Source organism: Corynebacterium sp. KPL4015, from assembly GCF_040225725.1.
GTDB lineage: Bacteria > Actinomycetota > Actinomycetes > Mycobacteriales > Mycobacteriaceae > Corynebacterium > Corynebacterium rhinophilum.
Window position 1 is genome coordinate 144,058 of sequence record NZ_JBEHGF010000002.1, and the last position, 19,946, is coordinate 164,003.

The following is a 19,946-nucleotide window of genomic DNA, read 5'->3' on the forward strand; positions in this document are numbered from 1 at the left end:
GGTATGAGTGATAAACGGAAGGCTGCAGAAAGCAATGCTCCGGTGGGACAAATGGATGAGGCCATCGAGGATTTTGCGGACTTCCAGCTCCAGGTCAAAGGCCGTGCGGAGGCCACGGTGCGTGGCTACCGCGCGGACTTAAAAAACCTGGCCCAAGACATCGATACTTTTGCGGACTTTAATCTCAATAACCTGCGGCGGTGGCTGGGCAACGCGGTTGCAGAAGGCAAAGCGCGCGCAACGCTGGCACGCAGGACTGCCTCAGTTAAAGCCTTTTCTACCTGGGCGGAAAGGGAAGGCTACCTAAGCCGTGATGTCGCGGCACGATTGGTAACACCGAAGGTGGGCCAGCATCTCCCAACGGTCATGGCGCCGCAACAGGCGGGTGAACTTGTGGGCAACGCCGTTTCAGTCGATGAAGCCCATTTTCAGCGCGATAGCGCCATTTTGGAGCTGCTCTATGCCACCGGAATGCGCGTTGCGGAATTGGCCCGCCTCGATATCGGGGACGTGGACTTTAAGCGTTCCACCGCGCGCGTTACTGGTAAGGGAAACAAGCAAAGGGTCGTGCCCTTCGGTACCGCCGCAACCGATGCCCTGCAGCAGTGGATAGATGGCGGGCGCAAAGAACTGGCGCGGGGAGATACCCAGGCCATTTTTGTGGGCAGTAGGGGAGCGCGCATTGATCAGCGCCAGGTGCGACGTATCGTGGAAAAAGCCGCAGCGGTTACGGGCACAAGCGGGCTAACACCGCACGGGGTGCGCCACCTTGCGGCTACTCACCTCCTAGAAGGCGGGGCGGATCTGCGCGTGGTCCAAGAGCTACTGGGCCATTCATCCTTGAGTACCACACAGATTTATACGCATGTCTCCGCAAAGCGGTTAAAGCAGGTCTATTCCCAGGCGCACCCGCGGGCCTGAGTAATTCTCATAAAGGCTTAAGCCGGATGACCGGCATATCTAGCAGGCTTAGTGGGTCGATATAGCTGTCTTTGGCGATTCGGGCGCCCCAATGCAGCCCTGGTGTGCCGTCTACTGGGTGGCCGAGCTTGCCTATAGTTTGGCCCTCGCGCACCTCTTGGCCTTGGGTAACGCTCGCGTGCACGGGTTGATACGTGGTGCGAATACCATCGGCATGGTCAATCGAAATAACCGGGGTGCCCGCTACGGTGCCGACAAAAGCTACGGTGCCTGATTCGGCGGCGACGACGGTACCGCCTATTCGCAGGGCCATATCGACGCCGCGGTGTCCGGCGCTCCACTTATGCTCGGGCTTATCAAAGCCGCGTAGCACCCGAACCGGGCGCGTCTTTCCGGAGGCGGGATCGACATATGCGGCAGCGGGCGCAGCGCACAGTAGCACTAGCGCACCAGTCAGGATGGTGGTGACGGAGGGGAGAAGGGGGCATCGGCAAGCGGCGTTGTTGTGTGGTCGTAGCAAACGGTTCATGGGGCACAGTGTGAAGCGTTGGGCCAATATTGTCCTGCGAAGCGTGGATTAGCTGTGGATAAATTGACAGCGTTGGGGCGGAAGAAACTCGAGTGACAATCGAGATGCAGCGGCCAGAGGAACTTGTGGAAAAGTGCTCGTTCGGTTTGGAAAATCCAGCTGGCTGGGATTATTGTCTTCTATAGCAGTGTGTCCGCTGGGTGGTAATCATCACGGAGGCATTGACTACGCGCGACGAAGTTGTCGCATCCTGCATTAAGGATGTGGCGGTCCGATAGCTGACGTGGTCCTTGGAAACAAGGTGTTAGCAGGGCCTTCGTTGCTAGGGTGCGGAATAAAACACCGCACATTTGGAAAAACCGAAAGACAATTAAAAGAAAGCGAGCGAATCATGGCAGTTGTAACCATGCGCGAGCTCCTCGACGCTGGTGTGCACTTTGGCCACCAGACCCGTCGCTGGAACCCGAAGATGCGTCGTTTCATCTTCACTGACCGTAACGGCATCTACATCATCGACCTGCAGCAGACGCTGACCTACATCGATGAGGCATACGAATTCGTTAAGGAAACCGTCGCTCACGGTGGCACCATCCTTTTCGTTGGCACCAAGAAGCAGGCGCAGGAAGCAGTTGCTGAAGAAGCAACCCGCGTCGGCATGCCTTATGTCAACCACCGTTGGTTGGGTGGCATGCTCACCAACTTCCAGACCGTGTCCAAGCGTCTGAAGCGCATGAAGGAGCTTCAGGCTATGGATGAGCGTGAGGACGGCTACAAGGGCCGTACCAAGAAGGAAGTTTTGATGCTTAACCGCGAGCGCGCCAAGCTTGAGCGCGTTCTGGGCGGCATCTCCGAGATGGCTAAGACCCCGTCCGCACTGTGGATTGTTGATACCAACAAGGAGCACATCGCGGTTAAGGAAGCTCACAAGCTGAACATCCCGGTTGTTGCCATCTTGGACACCAACTGCGACCCAGATGATGTTGACTTCCCGATTCCGGGCAACGATGACGCAATCCGTTCCACCAAGCTGCTGTCCGGCATCGTGGCTTCTGCCGTCGAAGAAGGTAAGAAGGCTCGCGAGGAGCGTCAGCTTGCAGCCGCTAAGGAAGCTGCCGGCGATTCCGCAGAGAAGGAACAGCGCGATGCTGAGGCTGCTGCAGCCGCATCCGATCCTGCTTCTGCAGAAAAGACCGAGGAAGCACCCGCAGACAAGCCTGCACAGTAGGCCTGCCTCTTGTGAGGATTCTTTCTTAACTGCACTTAATTGAATACCCCACGCACATTTTGGTGTGGGGCAGCTAGGGAATAATTCCTGTACAAGGCTGTTTACCTGACCCCTACCACCGTGTGCTACGGCGGTGGGGGTTACTTTTATCTATGCTGGAGGCGGCTACAATTAGCCTCAGTACGACCGCATTGATGAAGGCAAAATGGGGTAGATTTCCCCACCCAAAGACGGCGCGAGACCGCTACTTCGGCTACGCTGTCTCAACGAACACTGATTGATTTTCAAGGAGGATCGCCCTAACTATGGCGAACTACACTGCTGCAGACGTGAAGGCACTGCGCGAAGCAACTGGCTCCGGCATGCTCGATTGCAAGAAGGCCCTGGAAGAAAACGGCGGCGACTACGACAAGGCCGTTGAATTCCTGCGCATCAAGGGCGCTAAGAACGTGTCCAAGCGTGCTGACCGCGAGGCTACCGAAGGTCTCGTTGCCGTATCCGGCAACACCATGGTTGAGATCAACTGTGAGACCGACTTCGTGGCAAAGAACGAAGGCTTCCAGTCCTTCGCTAACAAGATTGTTGAAGCTGCAGCCGCAGCCAAGGCTAACTCCCCGGAAGAACTCAACAACGTAGAGATCGACGGCCAGAAGGTCTCCGAGTTCGTTGACCAGGAGTCCGCAAAGACCGGTGAGAAGCTGCAGGCACGTCGTGCAGTCACTGTCGATGGCGACAATGTTGCTGTCTACCTGCACCAGCGTTCCGCTGACCTGCCTCCTGCAGTCGGTGTCTTGGTTTCCTACGAAGGCAACAAGGAAGGCGCACACGCTGCCGCACTGCAGATTGCAGCTATGAACGCTGAGTATCTGAAGCGCGAAGACGTTCCTGCAGAGATCGTCGAGAAGGAGCGCTCCATCGCTGAGGCCACCACTCGTGAGGAGGGCAAGCCTGAGGCTGCTCTTCCAAAGATCGTGGAAGGCCGCCTGAACGGCTTCTACAAGTCCGTTGTCTTGCTGGAGCAGGCTTCCTTGTCCGATAACAAGAAGACCGTCAAGCAGGTCGCAGAAGAGGCCGGCACCACCATTACCGGCTTCGTCCGCTACGAGGTTGGCGCTTAAGTTTAAGCCCGCTTTTTAGCCTTTAAAGCCCACGGGAGGAGTGTCCTCTCTGTGGGCTTTTGTGCTGTCTAGGGACACTGGGGAAGCGGCGGCTGCTGGCCTATGGTGCAGTGTGGGGAAGCGGCGGCAGTGTAGGTAAGATGGAAAAGAAATAAAATCAGCCCGCGCAAAAGGAGACGATGAAGGCGTGACTTCTGCAGACGAAAAGCGAACCGGATACAAACGAGTAATGCTGAAACTCGGCGGCGAAATGTTTGGCGGAGGCAAAGTCGGAATTGACCCGGACGTTGTCGAAAATGTAGCTCGCCAAATCGCTGAAGTAGCTGAGCAGGGGATCGAAATCGCCGTGGTGATCGGCGGCGGCAACTTCTTCCGCGGAGCAGAGCTCTCGCAGCGCGGCATGGATCGCGCCCGCTCTGACTACATGGGAATGCTGGGCACAGTCATGAACTCGTTGGCCCTGCAGGACTTCTTGAAGCAAAAGGGCGTTGATTGCCGTGTGCAAACGTCTATCAACATGGCGCAAATCGCCGAGCCGTACCTGCCGCTGCGCGCTGACCGACACCTAGAGAAGGGCCGCGTGGTTATCTTCGGTGCCGGCATGGGCATGCCGTATTTCTCCACGGACACCACGGCCGCGCAGCGCGCCTTGGAAATTGGCGCCGATGTGCTCTTCTTGGCCAAGGGCGTTGATGGCGTGTACTCCGATGACCCACGCACGAACCCGGATGCGGAGCTCTACACCCAAATTACTCCGCGCGAGGTCATTGAAAAGGGTCTCAAGGTTGCCGATGCAACCGCCTTTAGCCTGTGCATGGACAATGACATGCCGATCTTGGTCTTCAACCTCCTAGAAGAGGGAAATATCGCCCGCGCGGCCAGCGGCCAGGTTATCGGCACGCTGGTGCAGTCCTAATTCTAAAACGACACAGAACCTGCTACCTTTTATACAGCTACCCCTCAACGTTGAAGGATGATTCAGCCTCATGATCGATGACATTCAGCTCGAAGCCGAAGAGCACATGACCGCTTCCGTCGAGCACACCCGCGAGCAGCTGGTGACCATTCGTACCGGACGCGCGAACCCGGCGATGTTCAACGGGCTCATCGCGGAGTACTACGGTGCGCCGACGCCGATTACTCAGATGGCTACCATCTCTGTCCCAGAGCCGCGCATGTTGCTCATCAAGCCATACGAGCAGTCCATGATCCAAGAGATTGAAAACTCCATCCGCAACTCGGATTTGGGCGTTAACCCCACCAACGACGGTCACGTACTGCGTGTGACCGTTCCCCAGCTGACCGAGGAACGCCGTAAGGAAATGGTCAAGCTGGCTAAGAGCAAGGGCGAGGACGGCAAGATCGCAATCCGCAATATTCGCCGCAAGGCCATGGAACAGCTGAAGAAGCTCCAAAAGGATGGCGAAGAGGGCGAGGATGAGGTCCTTGCCGCAGAGAAGGAAATGGAAAAGATTACCGCTGGCTACGTCGAGCAGATTGACAAGCTAGTGGAAAACAAGGAATCCGAATTGATGGAGGTCTAGGACTTTTCCGCTGCCGCCGCGCCCAATCGGCCGGCGGCGCTTTTCTATACGTAGTATTTTTGTATAGGAAATAGACAAGCCCCGCGACGCGCATACAACGCCAAGTGAAAGGAGCCGGTCACGGTGAGTGACGCCTTGAACCGCCGATTGCCGCAGCCGAAAAATGGTCCCGGCCGTGACTTGCCGGCGGCTATTGGAGTAGGCGTGGGGCTCGGCGCCCTCGTCGTCCTCGCCGTCTGGGCTGGCCCCTTGGCTTGGTATGCGGTGGTAGCAGTCGCGGTCGGCGGGGCCATGTGGGAAGTTCTTACCCGCTTGCGGGAGAACTCGTACTATATCCCGCGCACCCTGTTAATCATTTTGGGTCAAGCCATGGTGTGGATTTCCTGGCCGCTTGGCGCGCCCGGCCTCGTGGCCGTATATGTCACAGCAGTCCTCATTTTGATGTTCGGCAGGCTTTTTCATAACGGTCGGCATCGCCCACCCATTAATTACCTGCGGGACATGTCCGTCGGTATCTTCGTGCTGACGTGGATTCCGCTTTTCGCGACCTTTGCAGCCATGCTGTCGCTGATTTCTTCCCCAGTGGCCAGCGGCGCCGCTTCCATCGTAGTCTTTATGTTGTGCGTGGTCGCCTCTGATACGGGTGGCTATATCGTTGGTGTGATGTTCGGCTCGCACCCCATGGCACCGGCCGTGAGCCCGAAGAAGTCCTGGGAGGGCTTTTGCGGCTCCATAGCCTTCGGCGTCATCGTTGGGGCGCTTTCCGTCCACTTCCTCTTGCACCACTCGGCGTGGGTAGGTGCTTTGATGGGCCTTGGCCTTGTTATTTGCGCTTCGCTGGGTGACTTGGTGGAATCGCAATTTAAACGAGAGCTGGGCATTAAGGACATGTCCCACATTCTCCCTGGGCACGGCGGCCTTATGGACCGCCTTGATGGCATGCTGCCCTCTGCCATGGTTACTTGGGTGGCCATTAGTTTTATGGCAAACCTTGCGGTCTAATCCGAGCTGAAACCACCGCGTGTCAAAGGGGGCTGAATATAAAACCGCCGCTTCCCACTGCATTGCTGGAATAACGTTCCGAGGCAGGAGAAAGCGGCGGTAGGGCTATTTAGCCTTGGGCCTGCTTGCGCAATTGGCGGCGCAATTCCAGCATGCGCCACACACCTACAAGCGCCATGATGAGCGCGCCGCCGATGGTGAACATCAAGTAGGCAATGCCCGCCGGGAACTGACCCGACCAGCCGAGGAAGTTCATTGGAACTTCTTGCTGGTTTTGCAGAATGAAGATGATTAATACGATCAGCAAGAGGAAGCCCACGATGAGCGCTGCCCAAGTGCTAGCGGCGAATGAGCCTTGGGCTTTTTGTGGGGCGGAAGCAGGCTCAGTGGTGCCGGTGTCGGTGGAGACTTCCTTGCTTCCGGTTTCGGTCAGAGCGGCATTATCTTCTGCCGCGGTGGCCTTATCATCGGAGGTAGAAAAGTCATCTTCAGGGTATTTCGGATTGGTCATATGTCCATTATTTCTGTAAACCCTTCCAAAATTCCACTTGGCTATAAAATGAGGCGTTCACAATTGGAAAAGTTCCGGTAAACCGTGGAATGATGGGCATCATTATGGCTCAACCAGTAAAACTTAACTTCTCCGCGCCGCGGCGCGGACTGCCACCGAAGCACTTTGCGGATCTCTCTGAAAGCGAGCGCATTGATAAGCTCGCAGAAATCGGTCTACCTAAATTCCGCGCTAAGCAAATAGCTAAGCACTACTACGAGCATCTCACGGACGATGTCGAAGAGATGACGGATATCCCCGCCGGCAAGCGCGAGGAGGTCAAAGACGCCTTCTTCCCTGAGCTCATGAAGCCTATTCGTACGACTTCTACGGATGATGGGGAGACCACTAAGTCCTTGTGGCGCTTGCACGATGGCACCCTTTTGGAGTCTGTCTTGATGCGGTACCCCGGCCGCGCTACCTTGTGCATTTCTTCTCAGGCTGGCTGCGGAATGGCCTGCCCGTTTTGCGCCACCGGCCAGGGCGGGCTAGACCGCAACCTTTCTACCGGCGAAATCGTCGAACAGTTCCGTCATGCAGCCGCGGCGATGGCAGCCGAAGGCGGACGCTTATCCAATGTTGTCTTCATGGGGATGGGCGAGCCGCTGGCAAATTACAAGCGTGTGGTTCAGGCGGTGCGCCAGATTACCGGCCAAGATGGGACGGGCTTTGGGCTCTCGCAGCGCAATGTGACCGTATCCACCGTGGGTTTGGCACCTGCCATTCGCAAGCTTGCGGACGAAGACCTTGCCTGCACGCTTGCAGTGTCGCTGCACACTCCGGATGATGAACTGCGCGATAACTTGGTGCCGGTCAATAATCGTTGGTCCGTTGATGAAGTCCTCGATGCCGCACGGTACTACGCCGATAAATCCGCCCGCCGTGTATCTATCGAGTACGCCCTCATCCGGGATAAGAACGATCAGGATTTCCGCGCCGATATGCTGGGCCGGAAGTTGCACCAGAAACTTGGCTCTAAGGTGCACGTCAACGTGATCCCGCTTAACCCGACTCCGGGTTCAGAGTGGGACGCAGCTCCCAAGGCACGCCTCGATGAATTCGTGCGTCGCGTCCAGGCGCAAGGAGTGCCGTGCACTGTGCGCGATACTAAGGGCGATGAAATCGCTGCAGCCTGTGGCCAGCTTGCCGCCGATGAGCGAGAAGACATGTCGGCCTAAGCCAGAACCGGCAGGTCGCCACAGCCACTTAGGCATAGTTTGAAAAGTGCCTAGGTGGCTTTGTCTTTAGTATTTGCGGGTGTTGGCGTATGCGGGGCAGCACAACTACACGCCCGGCAAACCACAAAACCGCCGGGCCTCCTCGCAATGAGGAAGACTCGGCGGTTTTCGTAGCTAGGATTACAGCGCGTGCTTGCCGGTGCTTACCTCGGCAGCATCGGAGGCAGAGTCAACACGCAGGTGGGATACGCGGGAAGGCTCGATATTCAACGCGCGCAGCTGGGAGTCGGTCAACTCGGTGTAGGCACCGGAAACGGTCTTCTGGTCATAAATCCAGTCACGTTCTTGGTGGTCGGCCGGCTTATTATTAGAGGTGATGGTGCGCACCTGGTTGAGCTTTGGCTCGAAGGTGAAGATGAGCAGGCCCACAACCAGAAGGACGGTTAGGGTGACGAGCCAGACGGTCTCCACGTGGCCCTTGTGGTTACCAAAGTTGAAACCAATCATGAAAATCACGGAGATCCAACCCGCGATTTGCACACCAGAGCGGCTGATGCGGGACCAACCGAAGCCTGCGGATGGAACATCTTCGGTAGAAACACCGTCATAAACCTGCGGTACCGGCTTGTGGGAAGACACTTGCTCTCCTTCGCTATCGCGTGTGTCCATTTATCGAGGGGCACACCAATGCCATTTGACTGCCTACTATTTTAAAACATCGTGGCTGCAAAGGCGATTAAACACCCCCGCCTTCTTGCCCGGCTCCACCCCATAGCAGGGCTACATAAATGACCGCTAGGGTAGAGGGGTGACTACTCAGCGAATACTTATTCTCGGCTCCACCGGCTCTATTGGCACGCAAGCATTAGAAGTAATTGCGGATAACCCCGATAAGTTTGAGGTCGTGGGCATTGCTGCGGGCGGTTCTCATCCGCAGCAGATCATTGAGCAGGCCCGCGCCTTCCACCTTTCGTTTGACCACATTGCCGTGGCCCAACCTGCGGCGGCTGCGGAGGTTTCTGCGGCTTTAGGCGGCACAGTACTTTCTGGCGATGGTGCGGCGGAAGAGCTGGTGCGCTCGGTTCCTGCCGATACCGTGCTCAACGCCCTAGTGGGCTCCCTCGGGCTCAAAGCCACCCTGGCAACGGTGGACATGGGCGAGTACCTCGCACTAGCGAATAAGGAGTCCTTGGTTGCCGGCGGCACTTTGGTCACGAAATCCGCGCGGCCAGGTCAAATCATCCCCGTGGATTCGGAGCACTCTGCGATGGCACAATGCCTGCGCGCGGGCGAAAAAGGCGAGCTGGCCAAGCTCGTTCTCACAGCCTCGGGCGGCCCCTTTCGCGGTCAGACGCGTGAGCAGATGTGGGACGTTACCCCGCAGCAAGCCGCGCAGCACCCCACGTGGTCCATGGGGCAGATGAATACGCTGAATTCCGCCACCTTGATCAATAAGGGGCTCGAGCTCATCGAGGCGACTCTGCTTTTTGATATTGAGCCAGAGCGCATCGAAGTCACGGTTCACCCGCAGTCGGTCATTCACTCGATGGCCACCTTTAAAGACGGCTGCACTATCGCCCAGGCTTCTCCGCCATCGATGAAGCTGCCCATCTCCCTAGCCTTGAATTGGCCCCAGCGTGTACCGGGGGCGCAGCCGGCCCTCGATTTTTCCCAGGCGCATACGTGGCATTTTGAGCCGCTTGATGATGCCGCCTTTCCCGCCGTATCCCTCGCCCGCGAGGCTGCGGCGAAGGGGACGGGAGTGATTTATAACGCTGCCAATGAAGAGGCCGCGGCGGCCTTTTTGGCCGGGCGTATCCACCTCCCAGAGATTGTTGATGTCGTAGGCGAGATCCTCGGGGAATCTTCCCAGTTTGCTGGTGTAGTCTCTACCCTCGATGAAATCCTCGCCGTAGAAGGTGAGGCTCGCAGGCGTGCGAATGCGCGCATTGACCGTTTAGCTGACTAGAAAGCTTTCTTTAATGGCAAATTTGCTGGGCATTGTGTTGTTCGCCCTTGGCATTGGGCTGACCGTGGCACTCCATGAGGCGGGGCATATGTTTACGGCCCGCGCCTTTGGCATGCGGGTGCGGCGGTATTTTATCGGCTTTGGCCCGCGCATTTTCTCCTTCCGTAAGGGGCATACCGAATACGGTCTCGCCGCGTTTCCGGTGGGTGGATTTTGCGATATCGCCGGGATGACCGCGCAGGATGAATTCCTTACGGAGGAAGAAAAGCCCTATGCGATGTATAAAAAGCCATGGTGGCAGCGCATCATCGTCCTTGCAGGCGGTATTGGGGTCAACCTGATCCTCGGTTTTGTCATCTTGTATTTCGTGGCGATGACGGCTGGGCTACCCAATCCCGATGCCGATGTGCGCCCGCGGGTGGGGGACGTAGTCTGCACCGCAGACCAAAAAGAAAACCAGGAGCTGGAATCGTGCACTGGCAACGGGCCCGCTGGTAAGGCCGGTGTCCAGGAAGGCGATATCATTCTCGCGCTTGATGGCCAGCACCTGGATTCCTTTACGCAATTGCGCGATGAGGTAATGCAACGTCCCGGCGAGACCGTGACGCTTACCGTAGAGCGCGACGGCGCGGAAAAAGACTTCTCCATCGAATTGGAAACGGTCAAGCGCCTGAATCAACAGGGCGAATTGGTGGATGCCGGATCGATCGGGCTGAGCAATGAGGTCCTCGACATCGTCGAGAAGTATTCAGCAACACAGGCGGTTCCTGCAACGTGGCATTTCACCACCTATTCGCTCGAGGCCACGGTGGAGGGAATCAAACAATTCCCCGCTAAGGTACCGGGCGTGGTGGCCTCCATCTTTGGTCACGAGAGGGATGTGAACGGGCCGATGTCCGTAGTCGGTGCGTCGCGGGTTGGTGGCGAACTCGTGGAGCGTTCCCTGTGGGCATCGTTCTTCATGATGCTGGCGACGCTGAATTTCTTCCTCGCTATTTTTAACCTCATTCCGCTGCCGCCCTTTGACGGCGGCCACATCGCGATCATCTTGTATGAGAAGATTCGCGATGGCATTCGCAAATTGATGGGCAAGCAGCCGCTGGGTCCTGCCGATTACACCCGGCTTATGCCCATCACCTATGTCATGGCGGCCCTACTTATGGCGCTGGGCGTAGTGATCATCATCGCGGATGTGGTCAATCCGATCAGACTATTTGGCTAGGTTCGTTAGCCGTTGTGCCCGCCGCGCGGCGTGAGTAGAGTGCCCAACGCTTAGCGCACGTGTACAGCGCGAGCGGGCACTTTAGCGCTTAACCATCTAGTGCTAGAGTGGGGACGTTCAACACTTATTGTGCAATAACATTTAGCAACGAGCCACGAGCTAGAAATAAGGAGCATTCATGTCTAGTCCTATCGGTCTAGGAATTCCTGACGGGCCTCCGCCAGTATTGCACCCGCGCCGGAAAACGCGGCAATTGCACGTAGGCCCAGTGGGCGTTGGTTCTGACTACCCAATTTCGGTGCAGTCGATGACTAATACCAAGACCCACGACATCAATGGCACCCTGCAGCAGATCGCACAGCTTACTGCCTCTGGCTGCGATATCGTGCGCGTGGCCTGCCCTAAGCCGGTGGATGCGGAGGCTCTGCCGACCATCGCCAAGAAATCCCCGATCCCGGTCATTGCGGATATCCACTTCCAGCCCAAGTACATCTTCCAGGCCATCGATGCTGGCTGCGCGGCAATCCGCGTCAACCCCGGCAACATCCGTGAATTTGATGGCCGCGTTAAGGAAGTGGCGAAGGCCGCTGGCGATGCGGGAATCCCCATCCGCATTGGCGTCAATGGCGGTTCGCTGGATAAGCGCCTGTTGGAAAAGTACGGCAAAGCCACCCCAGAGGCGCTCGTGGAGTCCGCTATCTGGGAGGCGGGCCTGTTTGAGGAGCACGGCTTTGGCGATATCGCCATCTCAGTTAAGCACTCTGACCCAGTCCTGATGGTGGAGGCCTACCGCCAGCTGGCCGCGCAGACCGATTACCCACTGCACTTGGGTGTGACGGAAGCGGGCCCGAAGTTCATGGGCACCATTAAGTCTTCCGTTGCTTTCGGCGCCCTTTTGGCAGAGGGCATTGGCGATACGATTCGCGTCTCGCTATCAGCTCCGCCTGAAGAAGAGGTCAAGGTGGGCGATCAAATTCTGCAGTCTTTCAACTTGCGCCCGCGCAAGCTGGAAATCGTGTCTTGCCCGTCGTGCGGCCGCGCGCAGGTGGACGTGTACAAGCTGGCGGAAGAAGTTACCGCCGGCCTCGAGGGCATGGAATTTCCCATCCGCGTTGCCGTCATGGGTTGCGTTGTCAACGGACCTGGTGAGGCCCGTGACGCCGACCTAGGCGTGGCGTCCGGTAACGGCAAGGGCCAAATCTTCGTCAAGGGCGAAGTGGTGCGCACCGTGCCGGAAGACAAGATCGTGGAGACCCTCATTGAAGAGGCAATGCGCATTGCAGATGAGCAAGGTATCGAAGCCGTGGATGGCGCCAAGGCCGATGTTCGCGTGACGCAGTAAGCAGCTTCCTTCCACGCGGTAGTTTTTAAGGACTGCCCTGCACTTCGGTGTGGGGCAGTCCTTTTTGCTGCGTGCGCTGCTAATGTGCCAAAGCATGAAGAAGTTATTCGCACTGGTTGCTACAGTCTCGTTTGCTGCAACTGGTGTGGTTGCTTGTACCCCTAAGCCCGTATCTGCAGAGCCGGTGGCAGAAGAGTTCATTGAAGGCATGGAGAGCCGAAATAACGAGGGCTTGGAGGAGCTTACAGATTCCCCCGATGACGCCACACAGGCCCTCGATGCTACGTACTCGGGTTTGCAGGCAGAGGGTCTCGATATTGAGCTCGAGGGGATAAAGCAGAACGAAACCATGGCCACGGCGGATTATAAGGTCAAATGGGATCTGCCCAAGGAACGCAGCCTGAGCTATACCACGCAGATGACCTTGACCAAGGCCGAAGATGAATGGACGGTGCGGTGGAAGCCCAGCATAATTCACCCGGACTTGGGCGCGCACCAGCACTTGGAGCTGCGCGCCTTGGAAGCTACGCGCGCCAGCGTCGTCTCCTCCAATGGGGTGGAGCTGATGAGTCCTGGGCTGAATTACCGCGTCATCGTGGATACTAGCTCGCTTTCCGATGTCCGCCCCACGGCCTCCAAGGTCAGCAGCGCCCTAGCTGCGGCGCACCGCGAGGACGATTCGATCGCGGAGGTAGACGCCAAGGATCTCGCCGAAAAACTAGAAAAGGCAGATTCTGCCTATTCGGTGGGGCTTTATACAGAAGAACAGGAGTCTGTCATCCGCGCCAAGATGGAGGGGATGGACGGCGTTCGCATTAATGAGGAACCCGCGCTGGTGACCCGGGACCGCGGCCTTGCGCCCGATCTCTTATCTCGCGTGCGTTCGGCCGTCAATGACGAGCTCGACGGCGAGACAGGTTGGTCCATCGCCGTCGTCAATGAAAATGGTGCGGCGCTTTCCGATGTCGAAAAGCATGCGCCAGAGGCCGCTCCCTCAATCAAGGTTGGACTCGATTATGACGTCCAACGCGCGGCCCAAGAAGCGGTGGATCAGCGCTCGGACGCCCAGGCCATGCTGGTAGCAATCCGGCCTTCCAATGGCGATATCCTGGCGGTGGCGCAGACCGAAAAGGCGGACGAAGACGGCGACGTCGCCCTGCAAGGCCAATACCCGCCGGGCTCGGTTTTCAAGATCCTTACCGCCGCTGCAGGTGTGGAAAAGCAAGACCTAACCACGGATACCATCGTTCCGTGCCCCGGCACGATGAATATCTATGGCCGCGTGGTGACCAACTACAACGCGTTTTCGCTCGGCAATGTTCCGTTAAGCCAAGCCTTCGCCCAATCGTGCAACACCACCTTCGCCGATATTTCTACCAAGCTGGCACCCGGTGAGTTGAAGGAAACCGGCAAGAAGTTTGGATTTGGGGTGGATTATGAAATCCCCGGGCTCACCACCACTACCGGCTCGATTCCGGAGGGCAAGGAAGTACTGGAGCGCACCGAAGCCGGTTATGGTCAGGGCTACGACCTCGCTAGTCCGTTCGGCATGGCTTTGGTTTCTGCTTCTGTGGCGGCGGGAAAGACCCCAACGCCGAAGCTTATTGAGGGCCGTGAGACCAAGGCATCGGATAAGCCGGCGCAGATCCCAGAGCACGTGCTGAATAACGTGCGCGGCATGATGCGCCAAGTGGTTACTAGCGGTACCGCCCGCGGCATGCAAGCAGGCGGAACCATCTACGGCAAGACTGGTGAGGCCGAGATTAATGAAGGCTCACACGCGTGGTTTACGGGCTACCGGGAAGAAGACGATATCGCCTTCGCCACGCTCATCGTGCTGGGCGGCGGCTCTGAATCTTCGGTAGCCATCACGGATAATTTCCTGCAGAAGTTGGATGAATACCGTTCGCGCCCCAATGATGGCCCAGCACCGATGGTGGAGTAAGCCGCGGCCTCGGACGCGGTACCCGGATACTGCGCTAACCGGTATGAGGACTACCATGGGCAATTATGAGTACTCGTGGAAAATTGAAGCCAGGTAAACCAACCCCCATCCGGCCGGTGCCAGATGACATCGAGCGCCCGGAATACGTGTGGAAAGACGAGGTACAAGAGGCCATCGGCGAGCCATTTGTACAGTCCCCCGAAGTGATTGAGAAGATGCGGGAGGCCTGCAAGATTGCGGCCAACGCGCTGAAGGAAGCCGGCAAGGCGGTAAAGCCTGGCGTAACGACGGATGAGGTCGACCGCGTGGCGCACGAGTATATGTGTGACCACGGTGCGTACCCGTCCACCCTGGGATACCGGGGATTTACCAAGGGCACCTGTGTATCGCTTAATGAAATCGTCTGCCACGGCATTCCGGATACCACCGTGATTGAAGAGGGCGACATCGTCAATATCGATGTCACTGCTTATAAGAATGGCGTGCACGGCGATAATAACGCTACCTTCTTGGCCGGTGACGTATCTGAGGAGCACCGACTATTAGTAGAGCGCACCAAAGAGGCCACGATGCGCGGCATTAAGGCCGCAAAGCCGGGCCGTGAGATCAACGTTATCGGCCGCGTTATCGAGTCTTATGCCAAGCGCTTTGGCTACAACGTTGTACGTGATTTCACCGGTCACGGCGTAGGGCCCACCTTCCACAATGGGCTGGTGGTCTTGCACCACGATTCCACCACGTACCGCGATATCTTGGAACCGGGCATGACCTTGACGGTAGAGCCGATGATTAACCTGGGTTCGCTGGATTACGATATTTGGGATGATGACTGGACCGTGCAGAACCGAGACGGTAAGTTCACCGCCCAGTTCGAGCACACCTTGGTCATTACAGAGGATGGCAATGAAATCCTGACCATCCCAGATGAGGATTAACCGCTGCGGCCCTTCTTAAAAGGCCCGAGGCACAGCGAAAGCCGCCTCCTTTTTCACTCGCGTGAATTACTGCGCGAGGGTCGGGGAGGCGGCTTTAGCTATGGGGCCTTTGGGGCTTTAGTCCCACTCGAGACCCAAGATGGCGTTTTCTACGACCTCAGGAAGAGCTGGGTGGATCCAGTACTGCTTGCGGGCAAAGTCGCGCAGGTCGATCTCGTAGGTCATTACGGTAATCAGCTGCTGGATCAGGGTGGAGGACTGCGGGCCCATCAAGTGGGCACCGAGGAGCTGGCCCGTCTTGCGGTCCGCAATCAGCTTGCAAATACCCGTGGTATCTTCCATGGCCCAGCCGTAGGCCACATCGCCGAAGTTCTGAATCTTCACGGTGACATCGAAGCCCTGCTCCCGAGCTTCTTCTTCCTTCAAGCCCACAGTAGCGATCTGTGGGTGGGTGAAGATGGCGGCAGGAACGTTGTCGTGCGGAAGCTCCTGCAGATCCTCTGGGTGGAGCAGGTTGTGCTGGATGGTGCGGGCTTCGGCATTGGCAACGTGCTTGAGCATGTAGGGCGAAGAGACATCGCCAAGCGCCCATACGCCCTCTGCATCCGTGAGGCCATGAGCATCGGTGGAAATGCGGCCATTGTCCAGTAGCTTGATGCCGGCGTTGTCCACATCCATGAGATCGCCGTTCGGCTTGCGGCCAGTGGCGACCAGGATCGCATCTGCCTCGAGGGTATCGCCATTATCGAGCTCGAGCTTCACACCCTTGTCGGTTTCTTCCAGCTTGGTGCCATTAGCAATCCGCACATCAAAACGCTCGCGGGCAAGCTCGTTGAAGCGCGAGGAGAGATCGGAATCGAGGTGGCGCAGCAGGGTTTCGCTGCGGTTGACCACGGTGACCTTGGTGCCGAGGCCATCGAAGACGTGGGCAAACTCCATGGCGATATAGCCGCCGCCTACGATGATCAGGCTTTCTGGTTGGCGGTCCATCCGCATGATGTCTTCGTTGGTGTAGTACTTCACGCCGGAATTGGCGTAGACCTCAGGGATTACCGGGCGGGAGCCAGTAGCGACGACGATCTGGTCGGCGCTGATGACGTGATCGCCGGTCTGGATGGTCTTAGGGCCAACGAAGCGAGCGTGCTCATCGTAGACGGTGATATTTGGGGTCTTGTCACCGCGGCGGTAGTCCTCGCCGCTTTGGGCGATCTGGTCAATGCGGTTGTGGAAGACGCGCTCCACGATGGAGCTCCACTCCACGTTGTTGACCTGGGCATCAATGCCGAGGCGCTCGCCTTCGCGGGCGGCGAGGGCGACATCGGCGGCGTAGACGTACATCTTGGTGGGGATGCAGCCGACGTTCAAGCAGGTGCCACCGAAACGGCCCTTTTCGATGATGGCAATCTTCTTATCGTGAAAGTCGCGGTTAGCAATGGAGTTGCCGGAACCGGTGCCGATGATGATGAGGTCGAAGTGTTCCTCTGTGGCAGGAGTATTTGCTGTATCAATTGTGGTCATATTTGTACCTTAATTCATGTGTCCAATTCGGGTATTTATGCTGGTGTAGGGGCTTCCACGATGGTGGGAAGCCACGCATCGCACGCTGCGAAGGCCTCTTCTAGGGGGTGGGGGAGGGATAAAAAGACATCGTGGCGCGCGCCTTCGATGGAATGCAGCGTGTAGTGCGCGTCGAGCTCTTTTGCCCACCGCCGGGTCTGGGCGACATCGATGATGCAATCCGCATGATTGACCGCATCGCAGTACGGAGTTCCCAATAGGGAGCGGGTAGATTGCAGCGTCAATACGGGGACTCCGGTGTTAATACGGCCGCTGTGAATGGCATCGAAACCGTGGAATACGGCGGCCAACCATCCGATATATTTTTTATGCCCGGCTAGGGGTTTCATGCTGAGGTCATAGTCCCACTCGCCGTAGTAATCACTGTGCACCGATTCGCCGTAGGCAGTGAGGTTGCCCCCAAACAAGGCGGTCTTGGGTGCAATTTTGGCGGTGGAATATATGACAGGCTTCAGCGCGGAGGCTGCCCAACCGGGAACGCCCATCATGTCGAGCCAAGGGCTATTGAGAATCAGCCCCTTAAGGCGGGAGAACCGCTCCGGATCATGGCGGCGTAAAAAGTCCATCCATAGCGGCGCAATCAGGCCACCGGTGGAGTGGGCCATAACGATTACCTTGTCATTCGCAATGGCATCGAGGGCCACGGAAAGATCCGCGTTGTATAAGAACAAATCTGAAACGTAGTGCCAGGACTGGCCCGGGCGATGCGAGCGGCCGCATTTGCGCAGATCGACCGCATAAAAGTCATAGCCTTGCGCCGCAAAGTGTTCTGCAACGTGTGAGTGAAAGAAGTAGTCAGTCATCCCGTGCAGCCACACCAGGGCCGGGCGGGAAGGCGATGAAGAATCGGCAGAGCCCGCCGCCCCGGAGCCTTCGCTTGATCCTGGTGCGTAATGGACGAGGGTGGTGACAACGTCCCCCTCGCCATCGGGATCGGGGCCAAGGTCGAGGGTGGCTGATTGAAAATCGGGGCCGAGGATATCGGGCCCCCATGACGGAGTTGCTGTAGCCATGACACGAGTCTAGTCAACTCTAGGGGTTCGCTACGGTAGCTGCGTGACCTGCCATTACTTCCACTCAATGTGAAGTGTATTACACGGCGTCCTATAATGTGGCGGCCAGGGTGGGGGAGAAAAACCAATCGAGTGGAGAAAAGCGTAAGGTAAGGCGTTAATGCGTGACACATCGGCAGGTTGTCTGTGCAAAACAGTCGCGGTGTGGGGCGCAAAGCGCTTAAAATATATGGTGCAGAATGCGCCGATGTATATAAATTTTCAATCCGAAGAGGTTATAACACAGTGTCCTCAGCAAAGAAGACAGCACAAGTTGTAGATGAGGTTGATGTCGCACTGGTCGGTGCCGGCATCATGAGCGCCACCCTGGGCGCTATGCTCCGCGAGCTGGAGCCGAGCTGGACCCAGATGATCTTTGAGCGCCTTGATGGCCCCGCCCTGGAATCCTCCTCTCCGTGGAATAACGCCGGTACCGGTCACTCTGCTCTGTGTGAGCTCAACTACACGCCAGAGAAGAACGGCCGCATTGATATCTCTAAGGCCATTGCCACCAACGAGAAGTTCCAGAAGTCGCGCCAGTTCTGGTCCCACCAGCTCAACAACGGCATCCTGACTGAACCTAGCGAGTTCATCAACCCAGTCCCACACGTGTCCTTCGCTCAAGGTGAAATCCAGGCGGACTACCTGAAGCGCCGCTACGAGGTGCTGAGTGAAAAGCACATGTTCCCCGGCATGCAGTTCTCTGATGACGAATCCACCTTCGCGGAGAAGCTGCCGCTCATGGCTGACGGCCGCGACTTTTCCAATAAGGTCGCTATCTCTTGGACCGAAGTCGGAACCGATGTGAACTTCGGCGCCCTGGCCAAGCAATTCCTGACCGCTGCGCGCGCATCTGGTACGGAGATCCGTTACGGCCACGATGTCTTCGATATCGACCGTGATGGAAATGACTGGAAGGTCTATTCCAAAAATAAGCACACCGGCGATATCACCGTGGTGAAGGCGAAGTTCGTCTTCGTCGGTGCCGGCGGCTACGCCCTAGACTTGCTCCGCAAGGCAAAGGTGAAGGAAGTGGCAGGATACGCCGGATTCCCCATTTCCGGTCTCTGGTTGCGTGCCAAGAACCCGGAGCTCATTGAGCAGCACCAGGCCAAGGTCTACGGTAAGGCTGCAGTGGGTGCTCCTCCGATGTCCGTGCCGCACCTGGATACCCGCGTTATCGACGGCGAGAAGGGCCTGCTGTTTGGCCCGTACGGCGGTTGGAGCCCGAAGTTCTTGAAGAAGGGTTCCTACCTGGACCTTTTCAAGTCTATCCGCCCGGATAACATCACCTCCTACCTGGGTGTTGCGGTACAGGAATTCGGCCTGACCAAGTACCTCATTGATGAGGTGCGCAAGGACTTCTCTGACCGCGTCGAGTCCCTTCGCGAATACGTCCCGAATGCGAAGGAAAGCGACTGGGAGACCGTGATTGCCGGTCAGCGCGTACAGGTCATTAAGCCTGCAGGCGCACCGCGTTTCGGTTCCCTCGAGTTCGGAACCGCATTGGTCAATAACCAGGAAGGCAATATTGCCGGCCTGCTCGGCGCTTCCCCGGGTGCTTCCATTGCCCCAGCCGTCATGCTGGAGCTGCTCGAGCGTTGCTTTGGCGAGCGCATGATTGACTGGAGCGATAAGATTCGCGAGATGGTCCCGTCCTACGGCATGAAGCTGGCCAATGATGAGGACTTCTACAACGAGATGTGGGAATACACCCAGAAGACGCTGAAGCTGGAGCGCTAAACACCCACCCTTCGGCTTTGAACTGGCCCCCGAAAGTTGGACTGGTTTAATTCTAGGTGATGAGGGGTTCAAGGGTCTGATTCCGATATTGCA

At 57.3% G+C, this 19,946-nt stretch carries 18 protein-coding genes; 13 read left to right on the top strand and 5 right to left on the bottom strand.

The genetic code is table 11. From position 1 onward, the window contains the following. Nucleotides 1–3 precede the first annotated feature (3 nt). Nucleotides 4–921 (top strand): tyrosine recombinase XerC, encoded by a 918-nt coding sequence (locus ABRP64_RS01520; protein WP_284850024.1) that lies wholly within the window; start codon nucleotides 4–6, stop codon nucleotides 919–921. A 7-nt stretch (nucleotides 922–928) separates the two neighbouring features. On the opposite strand, the gene ABRP64_RS01525 is transcribed toward ABRP64_RS01520, so the two are convergent. Further along, a complete protein-coding gene (locus tag ABRP64_RS01525; protein WP_284796013.1) occupies nucleotides 929–1,450 on the bottom strand; it encodes a M23 family metallopeptidase in 522 nt (173 codons plus the stop codon). A gap of 391 nt (nucleotides 1,451–1,841) precedes the next feature. Here ABRP64_RS01525 and rpsB point away from each other — a divergent pair, with 391 nt between their 5' ends. The 5 genes from rpsB to ABRP64_RS01550 all read left to right on the top strand — a co-directional run bounded on the left by rpsB (nucleotide 1,842) and on the right by ABRP64_RS01550 (nucleotide 6,339). Next, complete coding sequence (gene rpsB, locus ABRP64_RS01530) at nucleotides 1,842–2,675, top strand: 30S ribosomal protein S2 (protein WP_284769593.1); 834 nt, start codon at nucleotides 1,842–1,844, stop codon at nucleotides 2,673–2,675. A 305-nt stretch (nucleotides 2,676–2,980) separates the two neighbouring features. Further along, on the top strand, nucleotides 2,981–3,793 hold the full coding sequence (gene tsf / locus ABRP64_RS01535) for a translation elongation factor Ts (RefSeq protein ID WP_284769594.1): 813 nt from the start codon (nucleotides 2,981–2,983) through the stop codon (nucleotides 3,791–3,793). 229 nt (nucleotides 3,794–4,022) lie between these two features. Further along, nucleotides 4,023–4,709, top strand: coding sequence for a UMP kinase (gene pyrH / locus ABRP64_RS01540; protein ID WP_284769800.1), 687 nt, complete (start codon nucleotides 4,023–4,025; stop codon nucleotides 4,707–4,709). A 70-nt stretch (nucleotides 4,710–4,779) separates the two neighbouring features. Then, nucleotides 4,780–5,337 carry a ribosome recycling factor gene (gene frr / locus ABRP64_RS01545; RefSeq protein ID WP_284769595.1) on the top strand — a complete coding sequence of 186 codons (558 nt, stop codon included), beginning with the start codon at nucleotides 4,780–4,782 and terminating at the stop codon, nucleotides 5,335–5,337. A gap of 123 nt (nucleotides 5,338–5,460) precedes the next feature. Then, nucleotides 5,461–6,339: a phosphatidate cytidylyltransferase gene (locus ABRP64_RS01550; RefSeq protein ID WP_284769596.1), complete on the top strand. Its 879-nt coding sequence runs from the start codon at nucleotides 5,461–5,463 to the stop codon at nucleotides 6,337–6,339. Between the two features lie 109 nt (nucleotides 6,340–6,448). Here the strand turns inward: ABRP64_RS01550 and ABRP64_RS01555 are convergent, their stop codons facing one another. Further along, a complete protein-coding gene (locus tag ABRP64_RS01555; RefSeq protein WP_284769597.1) occupies nucleotides 6,449–6,850 on the bottom strand; it encodes a LapA family protein in 402 nt (133 codons plus the stop codon). 104 nt (nucleotides 6,851–6,954) lie between these two features. Between ABRP64_RS01555 and rlmN the strand changes: the two genes are divergently transcribed. Further along, nucleotides 6,955–8,067, top strand: a complete 1,113-nt coding sequence (gene rlmN / locus ABRP64_RS01560; protein WP_284769598.1) for a dual-specificity RNA methyltransferase RlmN — start codon at nucleotides 6,955–6,957, stop codon at nucleotides 8,065–8,067. A gap of 180 nt (nucleotides 8,068–8,247) precedes the next feature. Here rlmN and ABRP64_RS01565 read toward each other — a convergent pair whose 3' ends face one another. Beyond that, nucleotides 8,248–8,736: a DUF2631 domain-containing protein gene (locus ABRP64_RS01565; RefSeq protein WP_284769599.1), complete on the bottom strand. Its 489-nt coding sequence runs from the start codon at nucleotides 8,734–8,736 to the stop codon at nucleotides 8,248–8,250. A 139-nt stretch (nucleotides 8,737–8,875) separates the two neighbouring features. On the opposite strand from ABRP64_RS01565, the gene dxr reads away from it, so the two are divergent. The 5 genes from dxr to map all read left to right on the top strand — a co-directional run bounded on the left by dxr (nucleotide 8,876) and on the right by map (nucleotide 15,480). Next, complete coding sequence (gene dxr, locus ABRP64_RS01570) at nucleotides 8,876–10,036, top strand: 1-deoxy-D-xylulose-5-phosphate reductoisomerase (protein ID WP_284782161.1); 1,161 nt, start codon at nucleotides 8,876–8,878, stop codon at nucleotides 10,034–10,036. 13 nt (nucleotides 10,037–10,049) lie between these two features. Beyond that, a complete protein-coding gene (locus tag ABRP64_RS01575; RefSeq protein WP_284769601.1) occupies nucleotides 10,050–11,258 on the top strand; it encodes a M50 family metallopeptidase in 1,209 nt (402 codons plus the stop codon). Between the two features lie 178 nt (nucleotides 11,259–11,436). Then, nucleotides 11,437–12,600 carry a flavodoxin-dependent (E)-4-hydroxy-3-methylbut-2-enyl-diphosphate synthase gene (gene ispG, locus ABRP64_RS01580; protein WP_284851985.1) on the top strand — a complete coding sequence of 388 codons (1,164 nt, stop codon included), beginning with the start codon at nucleotides 11,437–11,439 and terminating at the stop codon, nucleotides 12,598–12,600. Nucleotides 12,601–12,694: 94 nt separating this feature from the next. Next, nucleotides 12,695–14,545: a penicillin-binding transpeptidase domain-containing protein gene (locus tag ABRP64_RS01585; RefSeq protein ID WP_349838376.1), complete on the top strand. Its 1,851-nt coding sequence runs from the start codon at nucleotides 12,695–12,697 to the stop codon at nucleotides 14,543–14,545. Between the two features lie 65 nt (nucleotides 14,546–14,610). After that, complete coding sequence (gene map, locus ABRP64_RS01590; protein WP_284784337.1) at nucleotides 14,611–15,480, top strand: type I methionyl aminopeptidase; 870 nt, start codon at nucleotides 14,611–14,613, stop codon at nucleotides 15,478–15,480. A gap of 117 nt (nucleotides 15,481–15,597) precedes the next feature. Here map and mtr read toward each other — a convergent pair whose 3' ends face one another. Next, nucleotides 15,598–16,998 carry a mycothione reductase gene (gene mtr / locus ABRP64_RS01595; protein WP_349865167.1) on the bottom strand — a complete coding sequence of 467 codons (1,401 nt, stop codon included), beginning with the start codon at nucleotides 16,996–16,998 and terminating at the stop codon, nucleotides 15,598–15,600. Between the two features lie 35 nt (nucleotides 16,999–17,033). Next, nucleotides 17,034–18,071, bottom strand: a complete 1,038-nt coding sequence (locus ABRP64_RS01600) for an alpha/beta hydrolase (protein ID WP_349865169.1) — start codon at nucleotides 18,069–18,071, stop codon at nucleotides 17,034–17,036. Between the two features lie 285 nt (nucleotides 18,072–18,356). Between ABRP64_RS01600 and mqo the strand changes: the two genes are divergently transcribed. Then, on the top strand, nucleotides 18,357–19,853 hold the full coding sequence (gene mqo / locus ABRP64_RS01605) for a malate dehydrogenase (quinone) (RefSeq protein ID WP_284782151.1): 1,497 nt from the start codon (nucleotides 18,357–18,359) through the stop codon (nucleotides 19,851–19,853). Nucleotides 19,854–19,946: the final 93 nt, after the last annotated feature.

Excerpts from the sequence above, each read along its gene's own strand:
- ABRP64_RS01575 (WP_284769601.1), top strand. The coding sequence starts at position 10,050 with ATGGCAAATTTGCTGGGCATTGTGTTGTTCGCCCTTGGCATTGGGCTG.
- pyrH (WP_284769800.1), top strand. The coding sequence starts at position 4,023 with ATGCTGAAACTCGGCGGCGAAATGTTTGGCGGAGGCAAAGTCGGAATT.
- ABRP64_RS01585 (WP_349838376.1), top strand. The coding sequence starts at position 12,695 with ATGAAGAAGTTATTCGCACTGGTTGCTACAGTCTCGTTTGCTGCAACT.
- rpsB (WP_284769593.1), top strand. The coding sequence starts at position 1,842 with ATGGCAGTTGTAACCATGCGCGAGCTCCTCGACGCTGGTGTGCACTTT.
- ispG (WP_284851985.1), top strand. The coding sequence starts at position 11,437 with ATGTCTAGTCCTATCGGTCTAGGAATTCCTGACGGGCCTCCGCCAGTA.
- tsf (WP_284769594.1), top strand. The coding sequence starts at position 2,981 with ATGGCGAACTACACTGCTGCAGACGTGAAGGCACTGCGCGAAGCAACT.
- frr (WP_284769595.1), top strand. The coding sequence starts at position 4,780 with ATGATCGATGACATTCAGCTCGAAGCCGAAGAGCACATGACCGCTTCC.
- rlmN (WP_284769598.1), top strand. The coding sequence starts at position 6,955 with ATGGCTCAACCAGTAAAACTTAACTTCTCCGCGCCGCGGCGCGGACTG.
- ABRP64_RS01600 (WP_349865169.1), bottom strand. The coding sequence starts at position 18,071 with ATGGCTACAGCAACTCCGTCATGGGGGCCCGATATCCTCGGCCCCGAT.
- ABRP64_RS01525 (WP_284796013.1), bottom strand. The coding sequence starts at position 1,450 with ATGAACCGTTTGCTACGACCACACAACAACGCCGCTTGCCGATGCCCC.
- map (WP_284784337.1), top strand. The coding sequence starts at position 14,611 with ATGAGTACTCGTGGAAAATTGAAGCCAGGTAAACCAACCCCCATCCGG.
- ABRP64_RS01520 (WP_284850024.1), top strand. The coding sequence starts at position 4 with ATGAGTGATAAACGGAAGGCTGCAGAAAGCAATGCTCCGGTGGGACAA.
- ABRP64_RS01565 (WP_284769599.1), bottom strand. The coding sequence starts at position 8,736 with ATGGACACACGCGATAGCGAAGGAGAGCAAGTGTCTTCCCACAAGCCG.
- mtr (WP_349865167.1), bottom strand. The coding sequence starts at position 16,998 with ATGACCACAATTGATACAGCAAATACTCCTGCCACAGAGGAACACTTC.
- ABRP64_RS01555 (WP_284769597.1), bottom strand. The coding sequence starts at position 6,850 with ATGACCAATCCGAAATACCCTGAAGATGACTTTTCTACCTCCGATGAT.